The 16,603-nt window shown below is 68.1% G+C and carries 15 protein-coding genes; 7 read left to right on the forward strand and 8 right to left on the reverse strand.

The annotated features are described in order from the left end of the window. Nucleotides 1-6 precede the first annotated feature (6 nt). Nucleotides 7-495 carry an aminoacyl-tRNA deacylase gene (locus tag ACAH41_RS02855; protein WP_325648349.1) on the forward strand — a complete coding sequence of 163 codons (489 nt, stop codon included), beginning with the start codon at nucleotides 7-9 and terminating at the stop codon, nucleotides 493-495. 147 nt (nucleotides 496-642) lie between these two features. After that, nucleotides 643-1,359 (forward strand): transporter substrate-binding domain-containing protein, encoded by a 717-nt coding sequence (locus ACAH41_RS02860; protein WP_325648350.1) that lies wholly within the window; start codon nucleotides 643-645, stop codon nucleotides 1,357-1,359. A 17-nt stretch (nucleotides 1,360-1,376) separates the two neighbouring features. Here the strand turns inward: ACAH41_RS02860 and ACAH41_RS02865 are convergent, their stop codons facing one another. Next, the gene (locus ACAH41_RS02865) at nucleotides 1,377-3,641 is read right to left on the reverse strand and encodes an ATP-binding protein (protein ID WP_325648351.1); all 2,265 of its coding nucleotides are present in this window, start codon (nucleotides 3,639-3,641) and stop codon (nucleotides 1,377-1,379) included. A 218-nt stretch (nucleotides 3,642-3,859) separates the two neighbouring features. Here ACAH41_RS02865 and plsY point away from each other — a divergent pair, with 218 nt between their 5' ends. Together plsY and ACAH41_RS02875 are read left to right on the forward strand one after the other, a co-directional pair. Then, nucleotides 3,860-4,549 (forward strand): glycerol-3-phosphate 1-O-acyltransferase PlsY, encoded by a 690-nt coding sequence (gene plsY / locus ACAH41_RS02870; RefSeq protein WP_325648352.1) that lies wholly within the window; start codon nucleotides 3,860-3,862, stop codon nucleotides 4,547-4,549. A gap of 1 nt (nucleotide 4,550) precedes the next feature. Then, nucleotides 4,551-4,895: a RidA family protein gene (locus tag ACAH41_RS02875; protein ID WP_325648353.1), complete on the forward strand. Its 345-nt coding sequence runs from the start codon at nucleotides 4,551-4,553 to the stop codon at nucleotides 4,893-4,895. Nucleotides 4,896-4,953: 58 nt separating this feature from the next. Here ACAH41_RS02875 and ACAH41_RS02880 read toward each other — a convergent pair whose 3' ends face one another. The 3 genes from ACAH41_RS02880 to ACAH41_RS02890 all read right to left on the reverse strand — a co-directional run bounded on the left by ACAH41_RS02880 (nucleotide 4,954) and on the right by ACAH41_RS02890 (nucleotide 8,821). Next, entirely contained in the window at nucleotides 4,954-5,577 is a 624-nt protein-coding gene (locus ACAH41_RS02880) for an L-threonylcarbamoyladenylate synthase (protein ID WP_325648354.1), read from the reverse strand. A gap of 96 nt (nucleotides 5,578-5,673) precedes the next feature. Then, nucleotides 5,674-6,555, reverse strand: a complete 882-nt coding sequence (locus tag ACAH41_RS02885; RefSeq protein ID WP_325648355.1) for a 3',5'-nucleoside bisphosphate phosphatase — start codon at nucleotides 6,553-6,555, stop codon at nucleotides 5,674-5,676. 58 nt (nucleotides 6,556-6,613) lie between these two features. Continuing rightward, on the reverse strand, nucleotides 6,614-8,821 hold the full coding sequence (locus tag ACAH41_RS02890) for a hypothetical protein (protein WP_325648356.1): 2,208 nt from the start codon (nucleotides 8,819-8,821) through the stop codon (nucleotides 6,614-6,616). Between the two features lie 269 nt (nucleotides 8,822-9,090). Here ACAH41_RS02890 and ACAH41_RS02895 point away from each other — a divergent pair, with 269 nt between their 5' ends. Continuing rightward, the gene (locus ACAH41_RS02895) at nucleotides 9,091-10,488 is read left to right on the forward strand and encodes a glutamine synthetase family protein (protein ID WP_325648357.1); all 1,398 of its coding nucleotides are present in this window, start codon (nucleotides 9,091-9,093) and stop codon (nucleotides 10,486-10,488) included. Nucleotides 10,489-10,503: 15 nt separating this feature from the next. On the opposite strand, the gene yfcF is transcribed toward ACAH41_RS02895, so the two are convergent. Then, nucleotides 10,504-11,127: a glutathione transferase gene (yfcF, locus tag ACAH41_RS02900; protein ID WP_325648358.1), complete on the reverse strand. Its 624-nt coding sequence runs from the start codon at nucleotides 11,125-11,127 to the stop codon at nucleotides 10,504-10,506. A gap of 601 nt (nucleotides 11,128-11,728) precedes the next feature. Between yfcF and ACAH41_RS02905 the strand changes: the two genes are divergently transcribed. Continuing rightward, nucleotides 11,729-12,964, forward strand: a complete 1,236-nt coding sequence (locus ACAH41_RS02905) for a right-handed parallel beta-helix repeat-containing protein (protein WP_325648359.1) — start codon at nucleotides 11,729-11,731, stop codon at nucleotides 12,962-12,964. A gap of 68 nt (nucleotides 12,965-13,032) precedes the next feature. Here ACAH41_RS02905 and ACAH41_RS02910 read toward each other — a convergent pair whose 3' ends face one another. The 3 genes from ACAH41_RS02910 to ACAH41_RS02920 are packed head-to-tail and all read right to left on the reverse strand — an operon-like array spanning nucleotide 13,033 to nucleotide 15,128. Then, on the reverse strand, nucleotides 13,033-13,689 hold the full coding sequence (locus ACAH41_RS02910; RefSeq protein WP_325648360.1) for a glutathione S-transferase: 657 nt from the start codon (nucleotides 13,687-13,689) through the stop codon (nucleotides 13,033-13,035). A gap of 21 nt (nucleotides 13,690-13,710) precedes the next feature. Next, entirely contained in the window at nucleotides 13,711-14,361 is a 651-nt protein-coding gene (locus ACAH41_RS02915) for a DUF2238 domain-containing protein (protein WP_325648361.1), read from the reverse strand. Then, nucleotides 14,358-15,128 (reverse strand): SDR family NAD(P)-dependent oxidoreductase, encoded by a 771-nt coding sequence (locus ACAH41_RS02920; protein WP_325648362.1) that lies wholly within the window; start codon nucleotides 15,126-15,128, stop codon nucleotides 14,358-14,360. The genes ACAH41_RS02915 and ACAH41_RS02920 overlap by 4 nt, the downstream gene beginning before the upstream one ends. A 250-nt stretch (nucleotides 15,129-15,378) precedes the next feature. On the opposite strand from ACAH41_RS02920, the gene ACAH41_RS02925 reads away from it, so the two are divergent. Continuing rightward, nucleotides 15,379-16,527, forward strand: coding sequence for a S53 family peptidase (locus ACAH41_RS02925; protein ID WP_325648363.1), 1,149 nt, complete (start codon nucleotides 15,379-15,381; stop codon nucleotides 16,525-16,527). The last annotated feature ends 76 nt before the right edge of the window (nucleotides 16,528-16,603 follow it).

Below are 16,603 nucleotides of genomic sequence, written 5' to 3' on the forward strand. Positions count from 1 at the left end.
TGAGAAATGGCCAAGAAAGACAAGCACGTCAGCGAGACGCCCGCCACGCAGTGGCTGAAGAGCCACGGCGTGGCCTTCACCGAACACGTCTACGACTACGTGGACCACGGCGGCACGGCCGAGTCGTCCAAGCAACTGGGCCATCCCGAGCATGCCGTCATCAAGACGCTGGTGATGCAGGATGAAAAGGCCGAGCCGCTGATCATCCTGATGCATGGCGACAAGCAGGTCAGCACCAAGAACCTGGCGCGGGCGATTGGCACCAAGAGCGTCGAGCCTTGCAAGCCGGAGGTGGCACAGCGCCACACCGGCTTCCAGGTCGGGGGCACCTCGCCATTCGGCGTGCGCAAGGCCATGCCGGTCTACGTCGAAGCCACGGTGCTGGCGCTGCCAGGCATCCTGATCAACGGCGGCCGGCGCGGCTACCTGGTGGGCATCGCGCCCGCAGTGCTTAGCGAGCCGTTGGGCGCGAAGCCGGTCAGCTGTGCGATCTGAAATTGCTTGCAGCGTCGCCGCCGGGCACGCCAAACCGGTGGCGCACGCCTATATTGCGGGTCCATGCGCCGTCGATGCCTTGCTTGCCTTGTCTCCATTTCACTTTCAGGTCTGCTCGCGCTGCCCGGCCTGGCGCAGGCCCGCAGCTTGCGCATTGCCACCGGCGAACTGCCGCCTTATGCCACGCAGTCGCGCGCCGACCAGGGCATTGCGCTGAACATCGTGCGCCAGGCCTTGAAGGCTTCGGGCCACGAGGTCGTCTACAGCTTCATGCCCTGGGGCCGGGCGCAGGAAGAAACCAAGGCCGGGCTGTGGGACGGCTCGGCCTACTGGGGCCGGCGGCCTGATCGCGAACGCGATTTCCTGCTCAGCGACAACGTGCTGACCGAGCAGTGGGTGGTGCTGTACCGCGCCGGCCTGAAGCTGGACTGGCAGGTGCCGGCCGACCTGGCGCCCTACACCTTCGCGGCGATCCGCACCTACACCTACACGCCTGAGTTCATCGCCCGCTTCAACGACGGCACGCTGAAGGTGGACTGGACGCCCGACGACCTGGCCGGCCTGCGCAAGCTGGCGGCAGGCCGGGTCGACGCGATGCTGCTGGAGCGCAACGTGGCCTGCCACCTGATCGACACACAGTTCACGCCTGCCGAGGGCAAGACCATCCGCGCCCACCCGCGGCTGATCACCAACCAGTTCACCACCCACCTGATGCTGCCGCGCCGGTTGCCGGCCAGCCCGGCGCTGCTGGCCGACTTCAACCATGGCCTGGCGGCGCTGCATGCCTCCGGCGAGTACCAGCGGTTGCTGGGCGACGTGCCCTGCCAGGCCGGCTTGGCGCAGCCGGTCGTCATGAGCCGCTGAGCGGCGGGCGGTGAGGCTCAGGCCGTCTGCGGAGGCGCCTTGCCGGCCTGCAGCGCAGCGTCGATCTCGCGCAGCACTTCGTCGAAGGCCAGCGGCTTGGTGACGTAGGCGCGCGCGCCGGCGGCCAGCGCATTGCGCACGCTGCCGTCCAGCGCATCAGCCGAGACCATGATGACCGGCAGCGTGGCCAGTGCGGGCTCGCGCTGCAGCTTGGCCAGCAGCTCGGTGCCGCGGCCGTCGGGCAACTGCATGTCCAGCAGCAGCAGGTCGGGGCGCTGGGCGCGCAGCCCGGCCAGTCCCTCGCCGAGGGTGGTGTAGGTCACCAGCTGCAGGTCTTCGCGCTGCTCCACCAGTGCGCTCATCACCAGCGTGTTGACGGGATCGTCCTCGATGTAGGCCACGGTGTGCCGCAGGCTGCTGCCGCTGTGGAACGGCAGGGTCAGCTGCTGGTCGTCGGTGGGTGTGGCGGCCGGCAGCGTCACCCTGAAACGGGTGCCCACGCCGGCTTCGCTGTTGACCTCGATGCGCCCGCCCATCATGTCCAGCAGGCTGCGGGTGACGACCAGGCCGATGCCGGCACCGGGCTTGCCGCCCAGTTCGCGGCCCAGGCGGTTGAAGGACTGGAACAGTCCGGCCTGCTGCTGCTCGTCCATGCCCAGGCCGGTATCGCTGACCTCGATGCAGACCTCGCCATCGCCCGCGGGACTGACCTGCAGGGCCACGTCACCACCGGGCCGGTTGTACTTGACCGCGTTGCCCAGCAGGTTCAGCAGCACCTGTTGCACCCGCACCTCGTCGGCCATGGCCCATCGCGCGCGCGGGTCGACCTCGGCGCTGCAGTGCACCTGCTCGCGCACCGCCTCGCCAGCGACCAGGGCCATCGCGTCGTCCACCAGTGCCTGCAGGTCCACCGGGCCGCGGTTGATGCGCAGGCTGCCGGTCTCGATGCGCGAGAGGTCTAGCACGTCGGCAATCATGGACCGCAGGTGCCAGCCGGCACGCTCGATCAGCGCCACCTGGTTGAGCCGCTGGGCATCGGCCTGGATGGTGGGGTCCTGGGTCAGCGACTGGGCGAAGCCGACGATGGCGTTCAAGGGAGTGCGCAGCTCGTGGCTCATGCGCGAGAGAAAGTCGCTCTTGGCCTGGCTGGCGGCTTCGGCGGCCATGCGGGCCTGCTCGGAGCGGCGGCGCTGCACCGCGTCGGAAATGTCGGCAATGACGACGATCCAGGCCACGCCGGGTGCCTGCGCCTGTGGCGGGCCGTGGTGGGTTTCGCCCAGTGGCGTCAGCTGGATCTGCACCGTGCGCGACGGCCCGACCTGCGGGCTCAGCTCGGCGCGCAGCTGGGCCGGTTGGCCGGCGGCAATGCCGTCGCACAAGGCGTCGGCGAAGTCGCGCGCACCGCTGCCACTGTCCAACTGTGCCAGGCCTTGCAGCCCGTGGCCACGGGTGGGCACGGCCTCCAGGCCCAGCAGCTCGGCCAGCGCGCCGTTGGCGTATTGCACCCGGCCCAGGGCGTCCAGGCCGAGAAGGCCTTCGCGCAGCGAGCCCAGCATGGCCGAGCGCTCCTGCAGGCTGCCGCGCAGCTGCTCCTCGGCATGCTGGCGGCGCTGCATCTCCAGCACCCGCGCATGGTGGTAGCGCTCGATGCTGCGTGCCAGCACCACGATCTCGTCGCGGGTGTTGGCAGGTTGCGTCGTGGGCAGCAGCCTGGCCTGCAGGTCGTCGACGCGCAGGTTTCGCAGCTGCCGCACCAGTGCCGACAGGCGCGAGATCACCAGCCGGTGCATCAGCAGCAGCAGGCTGACGGCCACCGCCAGCACCTTCAGCAGTTCCAGCGGCAGCCTGTCGAAGGCGCGGCGCTGGATCTCGGCGTTGACCTCGGCGTCCGACTCCTGCACTGTCAACAGGCCAATGGACTGGGAGCGCATCGGCATCGACAGCGCCAGCTCGCGGCTGCGCAGCCCCGGGCCTGGGCCCGCACCCGCGCGCCAGGCCTGCGACTGCAGTTCGCCGCGTTCGTTGCGCACCTCGGCATGCACGATGCTGCCGTCCTTCACCAGGCCCTGCGTCATGCGCTGCAGCGCCGCCAGGTCGTAGTTCCACAAGGCGTTGGCCATCGGGTCCGCGCTCAGTGCCACCGCGGCGTCGGCCCGGGCCTGGGCCTCACGGGTCAGCAGGTTGCGCTCGTGCCAGAGCTCGAAGCCGCCGATCAGCAGGAAGATCAGCAGCGATGCGGCAGCCACCGCCAGCAGCATGCGCGTGACCAGTGAGGAAGACATCCTGTACAAGCGTGTGGACCTTCAGTGACCTTCAGCGACTTTCACCGAACGCGTGCACGGCGCTGGCCCGGTCGGCGCAGACGCGGTGAGCGGGTCTGCGAGCCCGATGGTAATCGCCCGCCGTGGGCGCCCGTGCCCGCCGGTCCCGGCGCGTGGGCAGCTTACACTCCACGCCCGGTATTTGATTGCGGTGTGCGGTTTCGCCATCGCCTGCTTCGATGGACATTGCGACCTCCCTGCTTGCCGTGGCCCTGGCCTATGCCATCGGCTCCCTGTCGTTTGCGGTCATCGTCAGCCGCTTCATGGGGCTGGAGGATCCGCGCTCCTACGGCTCGGGCAATCCGGGTGCCACCAACGTGCTGCGCTCCGGCAACAAGGCTGCCGCGCTGCTCACGCTGGCCTTCGACGCGCTCAAGGGCTACCTGCCTGTGGCAGTGGCCCTGCTGCTGGCGCCACGCTTCGGCTGGGGCGAGCTCACCATCGGCCTGGTCGGGCTGGCGGCATTCATCGGCCACCTGTGGCCGATGTTCTTCCGCTTCCAGGGCGGCAAGGGCGTGGCCACTGCGGCGGGTGTGCTGATGGCGCTGAACCCCTGGCTGGGCCTGGCCACGCTGGGCACCTGGGTCATCGTCGCGGTTTTCACGCGTTATTCGTCGCTGGCGGCCATCGTCTCCGCAGCTTTTGCGCCGTTCTACCAGATGCTGATCTGGGAGGTCTCGCCGCTGCTGCTGGCCATCACCGTGATGGGCCTGCTGTTGATCTGGCGCCATGGCGCCAACATCCGCAAACTGATGAACGGGACCGAATCCAGGCTGGGCCAGAAGGCGAGCGCGGCGACCGCTGCTGCGGCCACCGGGAAGAAGCCCGCGCATCCTCGTCCGCACTCGCACACCAAAGGAAAGCACTGAAATGATCCAACGCTACGAAGTCGGCGCCCGCATGTCCGAAATGGCCGTGCACAACGGCGTCTGCTACCTTGCCGGCCAGGTCGCCGAAGATGGCTCGCAGGACATCGGTGGCCAGACCCGGCAAGTGCTGGCAGCCATCGACGCGCTGCTGGCCAAGGCCGGCACCGACAAGACCAAGATCCTGCGCGCGCAGATCTTCCTGGCCGACCTGGCCGACTTCCCCGGCATGAACGCCGTCTGGGACGCCTGGGTGGTGGCCGGCAACACGCCGCCGCGTGCCACGGTGCAGGCCGCACTGGCCAAGCCGGAGTGGAAGATCGAGATCGTGGTGACGGCTGCGCTCTGAGCGGCCTGTCGCTCCACCATGAAAAAAGGCCTGGGTTCTCCAGGCCTTTTTCAATTCCCTACAAGCCCAACTTCGCCGCGTCCCCGCGCCCCTCGCGCACGATGACGGGTTCGTCGCCGCTGAGGTCGATCACCGTGGTCGGTTGCAACGGGCAGGCGCCGGCATCTACCACCGCCTGCAGCTGCTTCTCGAAGCGCGCGCGGATCTCGGCGGGTTCGTTCAGCGCTTCGGTTTCGCCGGGCGGGATGAAGGTGGTGGCCAGCAGCGGCTGGCCGAATTCGGCCAGCAGCGCCTGCAGCACGGTGTGCTCCGGCACGCGCAGACCGATGGTGCGGCGGGACGGGTGCGAGACCCGGCGCGGCACTTCCTTGGTGGCTTCGAGGATGAAGGTGAACGGGCCGGGCGTGGCCAGTTTCAGCAGGCGGTACTGCTTGTTGTCGACACGGGCGTAGTTGGCGAGTTCGGACAGGTCGCGGCAGAGCAGCGTCAGGTGGTGCCTGTCGTCGACCTGGCGGATGCCGCGCAGGCGCTCTGCGGCGGCCTTGTCGTCCAGGTGGCAGACCAGGGCGTAGCTGGAATCGGTGGGCACGGCGGCCACGCCGCCGGCATGCAGCAGCTGCGCGGCCTGCTTCAGCAGGCGCAGTTGCGGGTTCTGCGGGTGGACCTCGAAGTACTGGGCCATGGCTGCATTCTCGCAGCGCCGGACGGCCATTTTGACGGTGTCGTCAATGCCATCCACATACCGATGTCGGTGTGTGGCTCGGTGGGCAGGATCAACTCAAGCTGCGACCATCGGGTCTGCCTGCTGGGCGGCCAGGCGCGGCGCCCACAGCGACCAGATCGGCGTGACCTTGCCGGGCAGGTCCGGCAGCGTGCCCAGCGGCACGCGGCTTTCGCCGGGGGCGTGGAAGTCGCTGCCGCGCGAAGCCAGCAGGTCGAACTCCAGCGCCATGTCGGCGTATTTGACGACCTCGTCCGGGAAGTGGCTGCCACAGGTCACTTCCACGCCGCGGCCACCATGGGCCTGGAATTCGCCGAACAGCGCGAACTCCTCGGTCGGCGTGAAGCGGTAGCGGGCCGGGTGGGCGATGGCGGTCACGCCGCCCGCTTCCCTGACCCAGCGCAGCGCCTCGCCCAGCCCCGCCCAGCGGTGCTCGACAAACCCGGGCTTGCCTTCCTTCAGGTAGCGCGAGAAGACTTCCTGGATCGAGCTGCAATGGCCGTTGTCGACCAGGAAGCGGGCGAAGTGGGTGCGCGAGACCAGCTCGGGGTTGGCCGCGTACTTGATCGCGCCTTCGTAGGCGCCCGGAATGCCGGCGCGGGCCAGGCTTTCGCCCATGTCGCGTGCTCGCTGGTGTCTGCCAGCGCGCAACTCGGCCAGGCCTTGCACGATGCCGGGGTGGTGTTCGTCGAAATCGAAACCGAGCACGTGCACGGTTTCGCCGGCGAAGGTGACGGAGATCTCGACGCCGGTGACGTAGGCCATGCCCAGGGCCTCCGCAGTGGCCCTGGCTTCGGCCTGGCCGGCGAGTTCGTCGTGATCGGTCAGGGACCACAGCGCCACGCCGCCCTGGTGGGCACGCTGGGCGAGTTCGGTGGGGGTGAGGCTGCCGTCCGAAAAAATGGAGTGGCAGTGCAGGTCGGCGTTCAGTAGATGCACTGCAGCATTGTAAAAAACTCCGCCGCCCGTCTGCGGCGTCAGGGTCAATTCCGGCCGCTCATTTCGGTGCTTCGGCGGTGTAAATGCACGCGCCTTCGGTGCTGCGCATCGCCTGCACCAGGTCGGTCCGGCCAATGTCCTGCCAGTAGGGCTGCCCCAGGTCCACCACCGCGACCGGCAGCGGCAGCTGGATCCTGGCCTCCAGCAGTGCGCTCCACTGTGCAGGGTCTGGCTGGAACAGCGCATGCGAACGCTCGATGACCATCAGGTACAGGCTCCAGCCGCGCACCTGCGGGCTGGTCTTGCGCAGCAGCCAGGCCTTGCCAACTGCGGGCTCGGACTTCAGCAGCGCCAGCGTGTCGGCCAGCACGCGGGCGCTGAGGCGGGTGTGCAACTGGGCCGCGGTGCTGGGCAGCGTGCCGGTGTGGCGGCTGCGCAGGCCGGTGGGTGCGGCTTCGAGCTGCTGCTCGCCTTGGAAGCTGCGCAGCACTTTCTCGGCCCGCTCGGCCTCCAGCGCCAACTCGCGCAGGCGGGCGCGCACCGGCTTCAGTGCCTCGAAATCCTCGCGCTGTTCCAGTACCACTTCCAGCCGTTGCGCGGCCGGCAGGCGCCAGTGCGGGTCTGCCGCCAGGGCCTGGGTGTATTGCAGGCTTTCGCGGCCTTCGTTGGCCAGGCTTTGCAGCAGCTCGATGGCTTCGGCCTGGCTGGGCGTCGGATCCGGCCGCCTGCCGCGCGGCTGCACGGCGGGCCCATGGTCCAGCAGCGCACAGGCCAGCAGGTAGCGGGCCTCGCCGATCGCGTGGTGCCGGGCCATCGTCAGCCGCAGCGGCGCCAGCGCGGCGCCCGGGCCTTGCACCCGGCGCGCCAGCCGGGCCCAGAGCAGCAGGTCGGCCAGCGGCAGCGGCTCGTTCGCATCGGCATCGGCCAGCTCGTTCAGCAGGCGCTCGCGGCGGCGGTGGTCGGCATGTTGTTCGCGCCATTCGTCGCTCACCTGGTGGCGCCAGTCGGCGTCCAGCATGTCGATCCAGGGCTCCAGGCCGCTGCCCAGCAGCACTTCGGCGGCGCTGCGGGCCGGCACGACCGGTACTTCCACTGGCGCGGGCTGGGCGGCGGGTGCGTCGGCCTCGTCGCCAGCCTGGCCCTGCAGCCAGGCCACGCGCTCGCGCAGGCTGGGCTCCAGCGCGCGCTGGGTGTGCAGCAGCTTCAAGGCCTCGGCCAGCCAGCGGCGGGCGGCCGGCTGGCGCGGGCTGTCTCTGAGCAACACGCGCAGGCCGCGCAGCGGTGCTGCATCCGGTTCGGGGACGCGGGCAGCCTGTTCCCACAGCCGGGGCCAGAAGTCCTGGTCCAGGTAGCGCTGCTGCACGGCCAGCGCCAGCGGTGCCTGCAAGGCAGCCGCAGCGCCGGCCACCTGCACCGCGCAGGCATCGGCCGCGCGCTGGTGCAACTGGGCCAGCACCAGCGCGCGGGCCTCGAAGCCGGGGTAGAGGTGGCGGTAGAACAGGCGCCGGGCCAGGTCCGCGCCGGGCGCACTGAGGCGGGCAGGGCGCTGGGCGGGCGAGAGGCTGGCCCAGCGCTGATGCAGCCGGAAGATCCAGGCCAGGCGCGGTTCCACGCCGCGGCCCTGGTGGGCAAACTCGCGCGCCAGCACGCCGGCCAATTGCGGGCCGTCCAGCGCCATCAGCAGCGGCAGGCCCAGGCGCAGCCGGCGCTGCGGCCAGCCCAGCAGGCCCAGGCGCGGCGCCTCCTGCAGTTCGGCCTGCAGGCTGCTGTCGAGCTGCACGGCCAGCGGCGGGTTGCGGTGCTGGCGCCAGGCGGCGATGGCGCGGGGCAGCAAAGGCTGGGGTGGCGCGCCGGCCGGGCGGGAGGGCGCTGGTGGCGGTGCGCCGCGCAGCCGGTCCACGAGTGAAAATAGCCGCGGCGCCTGGTTGCGCGGCAAGGTCTTGCCGCCTGCAGGCAGCGCTTGCGGCCAGACGGCACTGGCCAATGTCCACCCCAGCAGCAGGCCGAGCAGGGCGACCAGCGGCGGCCACACCGCTTCGTCCATCCACCAGCCGGCCAGCGCAGCGGCCAGTGCCAGCACGGCCAGCAAGGCCGGCAGCGCGAGCGCCAGCCAGGCGCCCAGCGCCCAGGCCGCAGTGGCCTGCACAAAGGCGGCGGGGTCGTCGCGGCAGGCCAGCTCATGGCGGGCGACCTGCTGGCGCAGCGTCTGTTCCGGCGGCGGCCTGCGCGCGCCCAGGCTGGCGCTGCCTTGCGTGTGTTGCTGCACGGTCAATCTTCCTTTGCGGCGTCAGGCAGGCTGCGCCGATTTTTGGCGGCCCCTTGTGCCGCGCCGCTCTCTTGCGACGTGGCCGGTGCCGTCCCCAACGTGGGCTGATTCTGGGGCCGGCAAGCGGCCCACGCGCAAGTTTGTTCGACCATCGGCGGCCAGGTGCGGTCCGGCGGTTGGCCCTGGCTTGCCCGACTGGGTTGCCACAGCCGGCTCGCCTATGATGCTTGGTTGCGCCCACAAGGCACGCCCAATTCCCTGACGTTCCCATGAAGACCGAGCCGCTTGTTTCTCCTTCCACCGCCGAGCTGAAGGCCGCGCTGCAGTCCTGCGAGGGCGGCGGCAGGCCAACGCGGCTGGTCGAGTGTGCATTTGGCGACTTCACCTCGGTGGCCCGGGGCAAGCTCGTGCATGCCGACGACTTCACCGGCATGGGTGGCTGCCGCGCGCCTTCGGTGGTGATGGGACTGACGCTGACCGCCGGCGAGCCCGAGGCCGTGTTCGGCCCCTTGCTGCCCGACAGCTACGACGACATGCACCTGGTGCCGGACCTGCGCACGCTCAGCGCCCGGCCCGGCCGGCCTGGCGAGCTGACAGTGCTGTGCGAGCCCTCCGGCCCGCTGCGGTCGGCCAGCGGCATGGTGGACGCTTCGGCCTATTCGCCCCGCGCCGCCCTGCGCGTCGTGCTGGCCCGGCTGGACGCCGCTGGCCTGCAGGCGCTGGTGGCGCCGGAGCTGGAGCTGTTCCTGCTGGACCGCGACGCGCAGGCCCGCCTGAGCGCGGCCCGCGCACACGGAGGCTCGCTGACCCGCGAGCGTGCCTGCGAGGCCTTGTCGCTGGAGCGGCTGTCACATTTCGAGGTGTATTTCGACGAGCTGTACGCCGCCTGCGACCTGCTGGGCATTCCGGTGAACGGCCATGCGCACGAGTCCGCGCTGTCCCAGTACGAGGTGAATTTCCGCCATGGCGAGCCGCTGGCTCAGGCCGATGCGGTGTTCCGCTTCAAGCGCGTGGCCCGCGAGATCGCCGTGCGCCACGGCTACCTCTGCAGCTTCGCGCCCAAGCCTTTCCTGGACGAGCCCGGCACCGGCATGCACTGGCACTTCAGCGTGCAACGCAAGGCGGCCGAGTGGCCACACCTGTTCGCCGAGCCGGCCGGGGGCGACAGCGCCGCGCTGTCGCATTTCATCGGCGGCCTGCAGCGCGCAGCGCCTGCGGCCATGGCCTTTTTCTCGCCGCACGACATGGGCTACGACCGCATCGCGCTGAGCAATGCCTCGCCGTCACACGCCAACTGGGGCCATGAAGACCGCTCGCTGGCTTTCCGCATCCCGGCATCCGGCGCCAGCGCGCGCCGCATCGAGAACCGCTTGCCCGGTGGTGACGCCAATCCCTATCTCACGGTGGCCGCCACGCTGGGCCTGGGCCTGCTAGGCCTGCAGGCCGCCGAGCCCCCGATGGACGGCAGCGACGAACTGCTGCGCCTGCCCCGCAGCCTGCCCACCGCGCTGGACGCGCTGCATGCCAGCCCGGCCTTGCGCGGGCTGCTCGGTGACCCGCTGGTGGACGCCTTCATCGCCATCAAGCGCCACGAACACGCCGAACGCGCCGCACTCGCCCAGCCGCGCGAACAGTGGGATTTGACCCACTTGCTCGAATTGGGGTGAGGTCGGTCTGCCGCGTCAGAGCCCCGGCCGCGGCAGCGCCAGCCACTCGCGCACACTGCGGCGCTGCCACTGCCGGGTCGCATAGGCCGCCAGGTGGGCCGGCACCGCGTCGCCGTGCATCACCAGCCGGTTCAGCATCACCGCCAGATCCAGGTCGGCCAGGCACCATGCGCCGAACAGGTCGTCGCTGTGACCGTGCAGCAGCGCGTCTGCGGCACTGAACAGCTTTTGCGCAGCGGCTTCAGCTTCGGCCGACAGCGGTGCACGCCGCTGGCCGAAGAAGATCACCTCGGTCGGGCGTTCGACGCGGATCGGCATCAGGTCGCTGCGCAGCCAGGCCTGCACCTGGCGAGCGTGGGCACGTTGGCGCGGCGAGGTGGGGTAGAGGGCAGGGCCGGCGGCGGTGTCTTCCAGGAACTCGGTGATGGCCGAGGATTCGGCCAGGTTGAAGCCGTCGTCCTCGATCAGCGTGGGCACGCGCTGGGTCAACAGCGTGCCGGCCAAGGTCGCGGCCTTGTGGGCGTCTGCGCCCAGGTCCACGGTGTGCATCTCGAAGGGCAGGCCTTTTTCATGCAGCGCCACGAAGACCGACATGGCGTAAGGGCTGGCGTACTGGGCATCGACGTAGAGCTGGCGCATCAAATGGCGCGCGGCGCCCTGGGCGCCGCGTCTGTCAAAACGGAGGGAGGGGCAGCGTAGCACTGGTGAGTGAGCTCTCGCCGCAGTCGTTGCTTGAGCCTCCCAGCCTTTTGGAGGGACGGACGCTTGCCTCCAGTTGTCCAGCCTGGCTTCTGCGGCTCAGCGTTCACGTGCCGCCTTTAATTGCTTGGCGACCGTGTCATGCGGTGCCGCATTCAACAGCACCTCGCTGTAGGCTGCTGACTTTCCACCTTCTGCCCCTATAGACGCCGATCTGGGTTCTCGGTGCGTCCTCGCTCTGGACGGCTACCGCAACATCATCTTTGGCGGTGAAGCCTGATTTGTCGGAGGCGTCCAGCTTGAAGTGAAACTTGCTTGTTAAATTGGCACGGCCGCTGAAGCGTTCATCTGTGCCGAGGCCTGGCGTTTTCACATGCCGTTGTTGATTCCATCCTCTTCATTGAGGACATTGAGTGGCGGATACGGCCTCATTCCGAAACTGGTCCAAGCCTGGGCAGCATTCGGTGTCATGACGGCTTGGTAGACTCAAGCTCGCGTCGCGTGACGCATCCACATCTGAAGATGAGCGAGGGAATTGATCATGCAGAGTAATCATGGCGTCGTGGTGTTGGCGCTTGCCGTTTCATTGTTTGCTGGCGCTGGCCGCGCGGCGACCATTCAGGTTCCTCAGGACTGGGCCACAATTCAGGCAGGTATTCACCACGCATCGAAAGGTGATACGGTCCTGGTTGCGCCAGGAACATATTATGAGGGAATAGATTTTAAGGGCAAAACCATCACCGTGATCAGTAGCGGTGGTCCGGAAGTGACGATCATTGATGCAGGGCATCAACTGCCGGTGGCTCAATTTCATGCGGGGGAAACTCGCCAGTCGATGTTGAGTGGATTTACGTTGCAAAACGGATTTGGTGATTACGGTGGAGGTGTCTACATCAGTGGCGCCTCTCCCACCATTCAAAACAACATCATTCAGGCCAACTTTGCCTGCGAGGGCAATGGGGTGGCTGCCATGTTCTCCTCGGCGCTGATCTCCCGAAACAAGATTCGCAATAATCAGCAGTCAGGCTGCAGTGGTGGCACCTTTGGAGGCGGTGTTCTGATCCAAGGGAGCGGCGGGGTTGAGGTGTCGGATAACACCATCGAGAATAATTATACAGAATATGGCGGCGGCGGCATTGGTTTGTTTGCCGCAGGCAGCGTCACTATCGCCAGAAATGTGATCCGTTTTAATTCAACCTCGTATCAGGGCGGAGGCATCGCAACAGTAAATGATGTGAATATGGTCTTTGTTGACAACGTGATTTACGGGAACAAGTCTGGCCAGGGTGGCGGTATTTCCCTGTCAATCCCCTCAGGGTCGCAGGGTGGAAATTTTGTGAACAATACTGTTGTGGATAACACGGCCAACGAAGGGAGTGAAATATATACTGAGGGTTTCGCGCATGCTGTGCAGTTTACGAATAATATTTTCCGCACCACAATCGGCTCCTCTGGCCTTTTTTGTGATGCTGGATACGAGGCGATATCGCCCGTGTTTCTGAGCAACGATGTCTTTGCGTCGAACGGAGCGCAGACCGGCGGCATCTGCGCCAGCGCCGCTGGGCAGGGCGGGAATATTGCGGTGGATCCGAAGTTTGCCGGTGGTAGCAAGGCCAAGGCCTATCAGTTGGCCGCTGACTCACCTGCCATTGACGCCGGCAGGAAGAACGCCACGGCAGGCAAGAAGGATTTGCTTGGCAATCCGCGGGTCATGGATGGCAACGGGGACAGCGTCAAGGCCGTCGACATGGGGGCCTTCGAGCGGCAGACCCCCTGAACCTGTCGAGGCATGACGGGACACTTCGCGCCTCGTCAATGCCAGCTCGCGGCCCGCAAACCGGCCGTTCAACCTGCCAGATTCGCTGGTCTTGGAAAGTGCACGCGGAAGACTTCCGCCACCAGCGGATCGGCTTCGATGCGCCGCAGGAGTTCCGAAAATGCGCGCCGGTGCTGGTGCATGGCGCGCCGCGTCCCGGACCAGCGGCTCACGACGACGGCCAGGAGATCCAGGGCGCCCGGCTGCTCGCCGCCCAGGAAGGGCTGTGTCTTCGCCAAGGGCATGAACTGGTCGGCGAACAGCGTCCAGTGGTGATGCAGCTGGCTGCGGCTGCCGCGCCGCAGCGCTTCCTCGCCGTCCTTGAAACCGTCCAGCCAGCGCTCGGGGTAGTCGGTGATGCTGATGGCCGAGTAGCAGTTGGCGGCGATGTAGACCAGGCCGCGCAGCGCCTGCGCGCGCTCGGCCGGCGTGCCGGGCAGCAGGCCGCTGTCCGGGTGTTCCAGCCCGAGATGGATCAGGATCGCGGCGCTTTCGGTCATGACCGAACCGTCAGGCAGGCGCAGCGTCGGGATCTGCTGCAGCGGGTTGGCGGCGGCCAGTTGCTCGCGGGCGGATTCGGGCGCCCACGAGGCGGCGTTGACGAGCTCGAAGGGCAGGCCACAGCGGCGCAAGGCCAGTTCGACCGCGGCCGAGCCGGAACCGGGGTAGCCAAACAAGGTGTGCATGGACAGTCTCCTGCTGTTTGCTCAGGGGGATGGTCGTGCGAGCTGCCAGCGTGGCTCGCGGGCGATCTGCCGGTCCTGCCAGCGCGCGAACAAGGCCAGCGCCAGCAGCGCGCCGATGAAGGCGCAGAACATGTCGGATTGCGTGTCCCAGATGTCGCCCTGGGAGCCGAGGAATTCGTTGGCGCCCTGGCCCAGCGCGAGTGCTGCGGCCCATTCGATCAGCTCGTACCAGGCGCTGATGGCCATGGCCACACACACACTGAGGAAGCCGATCAGCCGGCGCCCGGCCGACACCCCACGCTGTATCAGAACCTCGCGCGCCACCAGCGCCGGCACCAGGCCTTGCGCCAGGTGGCCGATGCGGTCGTACGGGTTGCGCTCGGTGCCCAGCAGGGCCTTCAGCCAGAAGCCCAGCGGCACGCGGGCATAGCTGTAGGCGCCGCCGTAGATCAGGACCAGGCAGTGCACGGCGATCAGGCCCAGCAGCATGGGCGTGAACGGGCAGCGGCGTCGCAGTGCCCACAGCAGCGGCGCGGCAATGACGACCGGCGTCACTTCCAGCACCCAGGTGCCGCGGTCGAACGGCTGCCAGCCAGAGGCGACAAAGGCCAGGCCGACGAGGCCCCACAGCAGCGGCACGATCCACGGCATGGCGCGCGACCCATGGCTCATGCGCTGGCCTCGCGCACGTCGGCCACCGGGTTGCTGCCGAAGTCCGGCCGGGCCAGGAAGGCCAGCACCCGAGCCGCAGCGTCGGCCGGGCTGAGCAACTGGCCTCCGGCCTTCAGCGCGACGAAATTGGCGTGGTCAGGGAAGGCTGCCGGGTCGGCGGCGCGCAGCTGGTCCTGCATGCCGGTGTCGATCACGCCGGGCGCCAGCGAAACGACCTTGGCGCCGCTGGGTTGCAGGGCTTCTTCCAACGCCAGCGCGCGGCTGAAGTGATCCATGCCGGCCTTGGCTGCGCAGTAGGACGCGCTGCCGGCCATGGCGCGGCGGCCCAGGCCGGACGAGATGTTCAGCAGCTTGCGCGGCACCGTCCAGCCGCGGGTGCCGCGCAGGAACAGCGTGCTCAGCACCATGGCCGCTTCCAGGCCCACGCGCAGCACTTTGGCGGTGGCTGCAGGGTCGATGTCGGCCAGGGGCTGCAGTGGCGCGATCACGCCGGCGTTGTTGATCAAGGTGGCCTGGCTGAAGCGGCCAGGCGCCTGCGCCTGCAGCCACTCCAGCAATGCCCAGCCGGCGGCCTCGGGCTCGGCCAGGTCATGGCGCCACTGCAGCAGCGTGGCGCCGCGGCTCGCGGCCAGCGCATCCAGCGCCTCGCTGGGCTGGCGCGAGATGCCGATCACGCAATGGCCTTCGTTCAGGCACTGGGCGGCCATGGCTTCACCCATGCCGCGCGAGCTGCCGGTCAGGATGGTCAGTGGAGAGGGGTATGACATAGGGGGGCGAGGCTGTGAACTAGGGGCTGGAAGGCGGTTTGACAGGCTTTGGACAGGCTTCACAAGACTTGTTGTAGCAGCATCGGCCGCTTGGCGAATCAGGGGTCGATCCGACCCGCACTGCGGTGACATGCAGAGGGCCCTGAAGACGGGCGAACTCGGGCATTTGCCGCAGTCCTGAAATGCTTTTTGTTTTTCTCAGGAGTAGGTTTGTATGCGAGGAATCAGGCTCAGGATTTTGGGGGTCACCTTGACCGCCGCGGTGTTGCAGTTGCTGAGTGTCGGCGCGAGCGCGCAAGACCTCGGCACGGCAGCGCGCAAGCTGGTGCACACGCGTGAAGCATGCAGCAGGGACGTGGCCGAAGGCCATGCTCGCTGCCATGCGCACATCGTGCTGGATCGCAATGGCGAAGACCTGGTCACGGCGGCGCCCAGCGGCCTGAGCCCGGCCAGCCTGCGCTCGGCCTACAAGATCACCGGCAACGGCAGCGCGGCCACCGTGATCGCGGTGGTGGACGCCTATCACTACGCCAATGCCGAAGCTGACCTGGCGGTCTACCGCACGCAGTTCGGCCTGCCGGCCTGCACCAAGGCCAACGGCTGCTTCAAGCAGATCGACCAGAACGGCGGCACCAACTATCCGGGCACCAACAAGGGCTGGAACCAGGAAGCTGCGCTGGACCTGGACATGGTCAGCGCCATGTGCCCGTCGTGCAGCATCGTTTTCGTCGAAGCCTCGTCGACCAGTTCGGCCAACCTGGCCAAGGCCGTCAACACCGCGGCCGCGCTGCCTGGCGTGCGTGCCATCAGCAACAGCTACGGCGGCGGCGAGTCCGGCTCGACCAGCTATGAGTCGGCCTACGACCACCTGAACATCGCCGTGGTGGTGAGCTCGGGCGACAGCGGCTACGGCGTGCAGTTCCCGGCCTCTTCGCCGCACGTGATCGCCGTCGGCGGCACCTCGCTGAAGACCGCTTCGAACAGCCGCGGCTGGGTCGAGACCGCCTGGAGCGGCGCCGGCAGCGGCTGCAGCACCGTCTACGCCAAACCCTCGTGGCAGCTCGACACCGGCTGCGCCAAGCGCACCGTGGCAGACGTCTCGGCCGTGGCCGATCCGAACACCGGCGTGGCCGTGTACGCACCGAAGAAGTTCGGCACCAAGTCCGGCTGGCAGGTCTACGGCGGCACCAGCGTCGCCGCCCCGGTCATCGCCGGCATCTACGGCGTCAACGGCGGCCCGGTCACCTACGGCTCCGACCCCTACAGCCACACCAACTCGATCTTCGACGTGACCTCCGGCAGCAACGGTTCCTGCGGTGGCAGCTACCTGTGCACCAGCGGCACCGGCTACGACGGCCCGACCGGCCTGGGCACGCCGAACGGCACGGCTGGGCTCTGAGTTTCACTGACCCGGATCGCCCCTGTTGGGCGACCTGGTCAAGCCTCGAAGGCGCCGCTTGCGGCGCTTTTTTTTG

Origin of the sequence: Ideonella sp., from assembly GCF_041287625.1 — a bacterium.
Taxonomy (GTDB): Bacteria; Pseudomonadota; Gammaproteobacteria; order Burkholderiales; family Burkholderiaceae_C; genus Ideonella.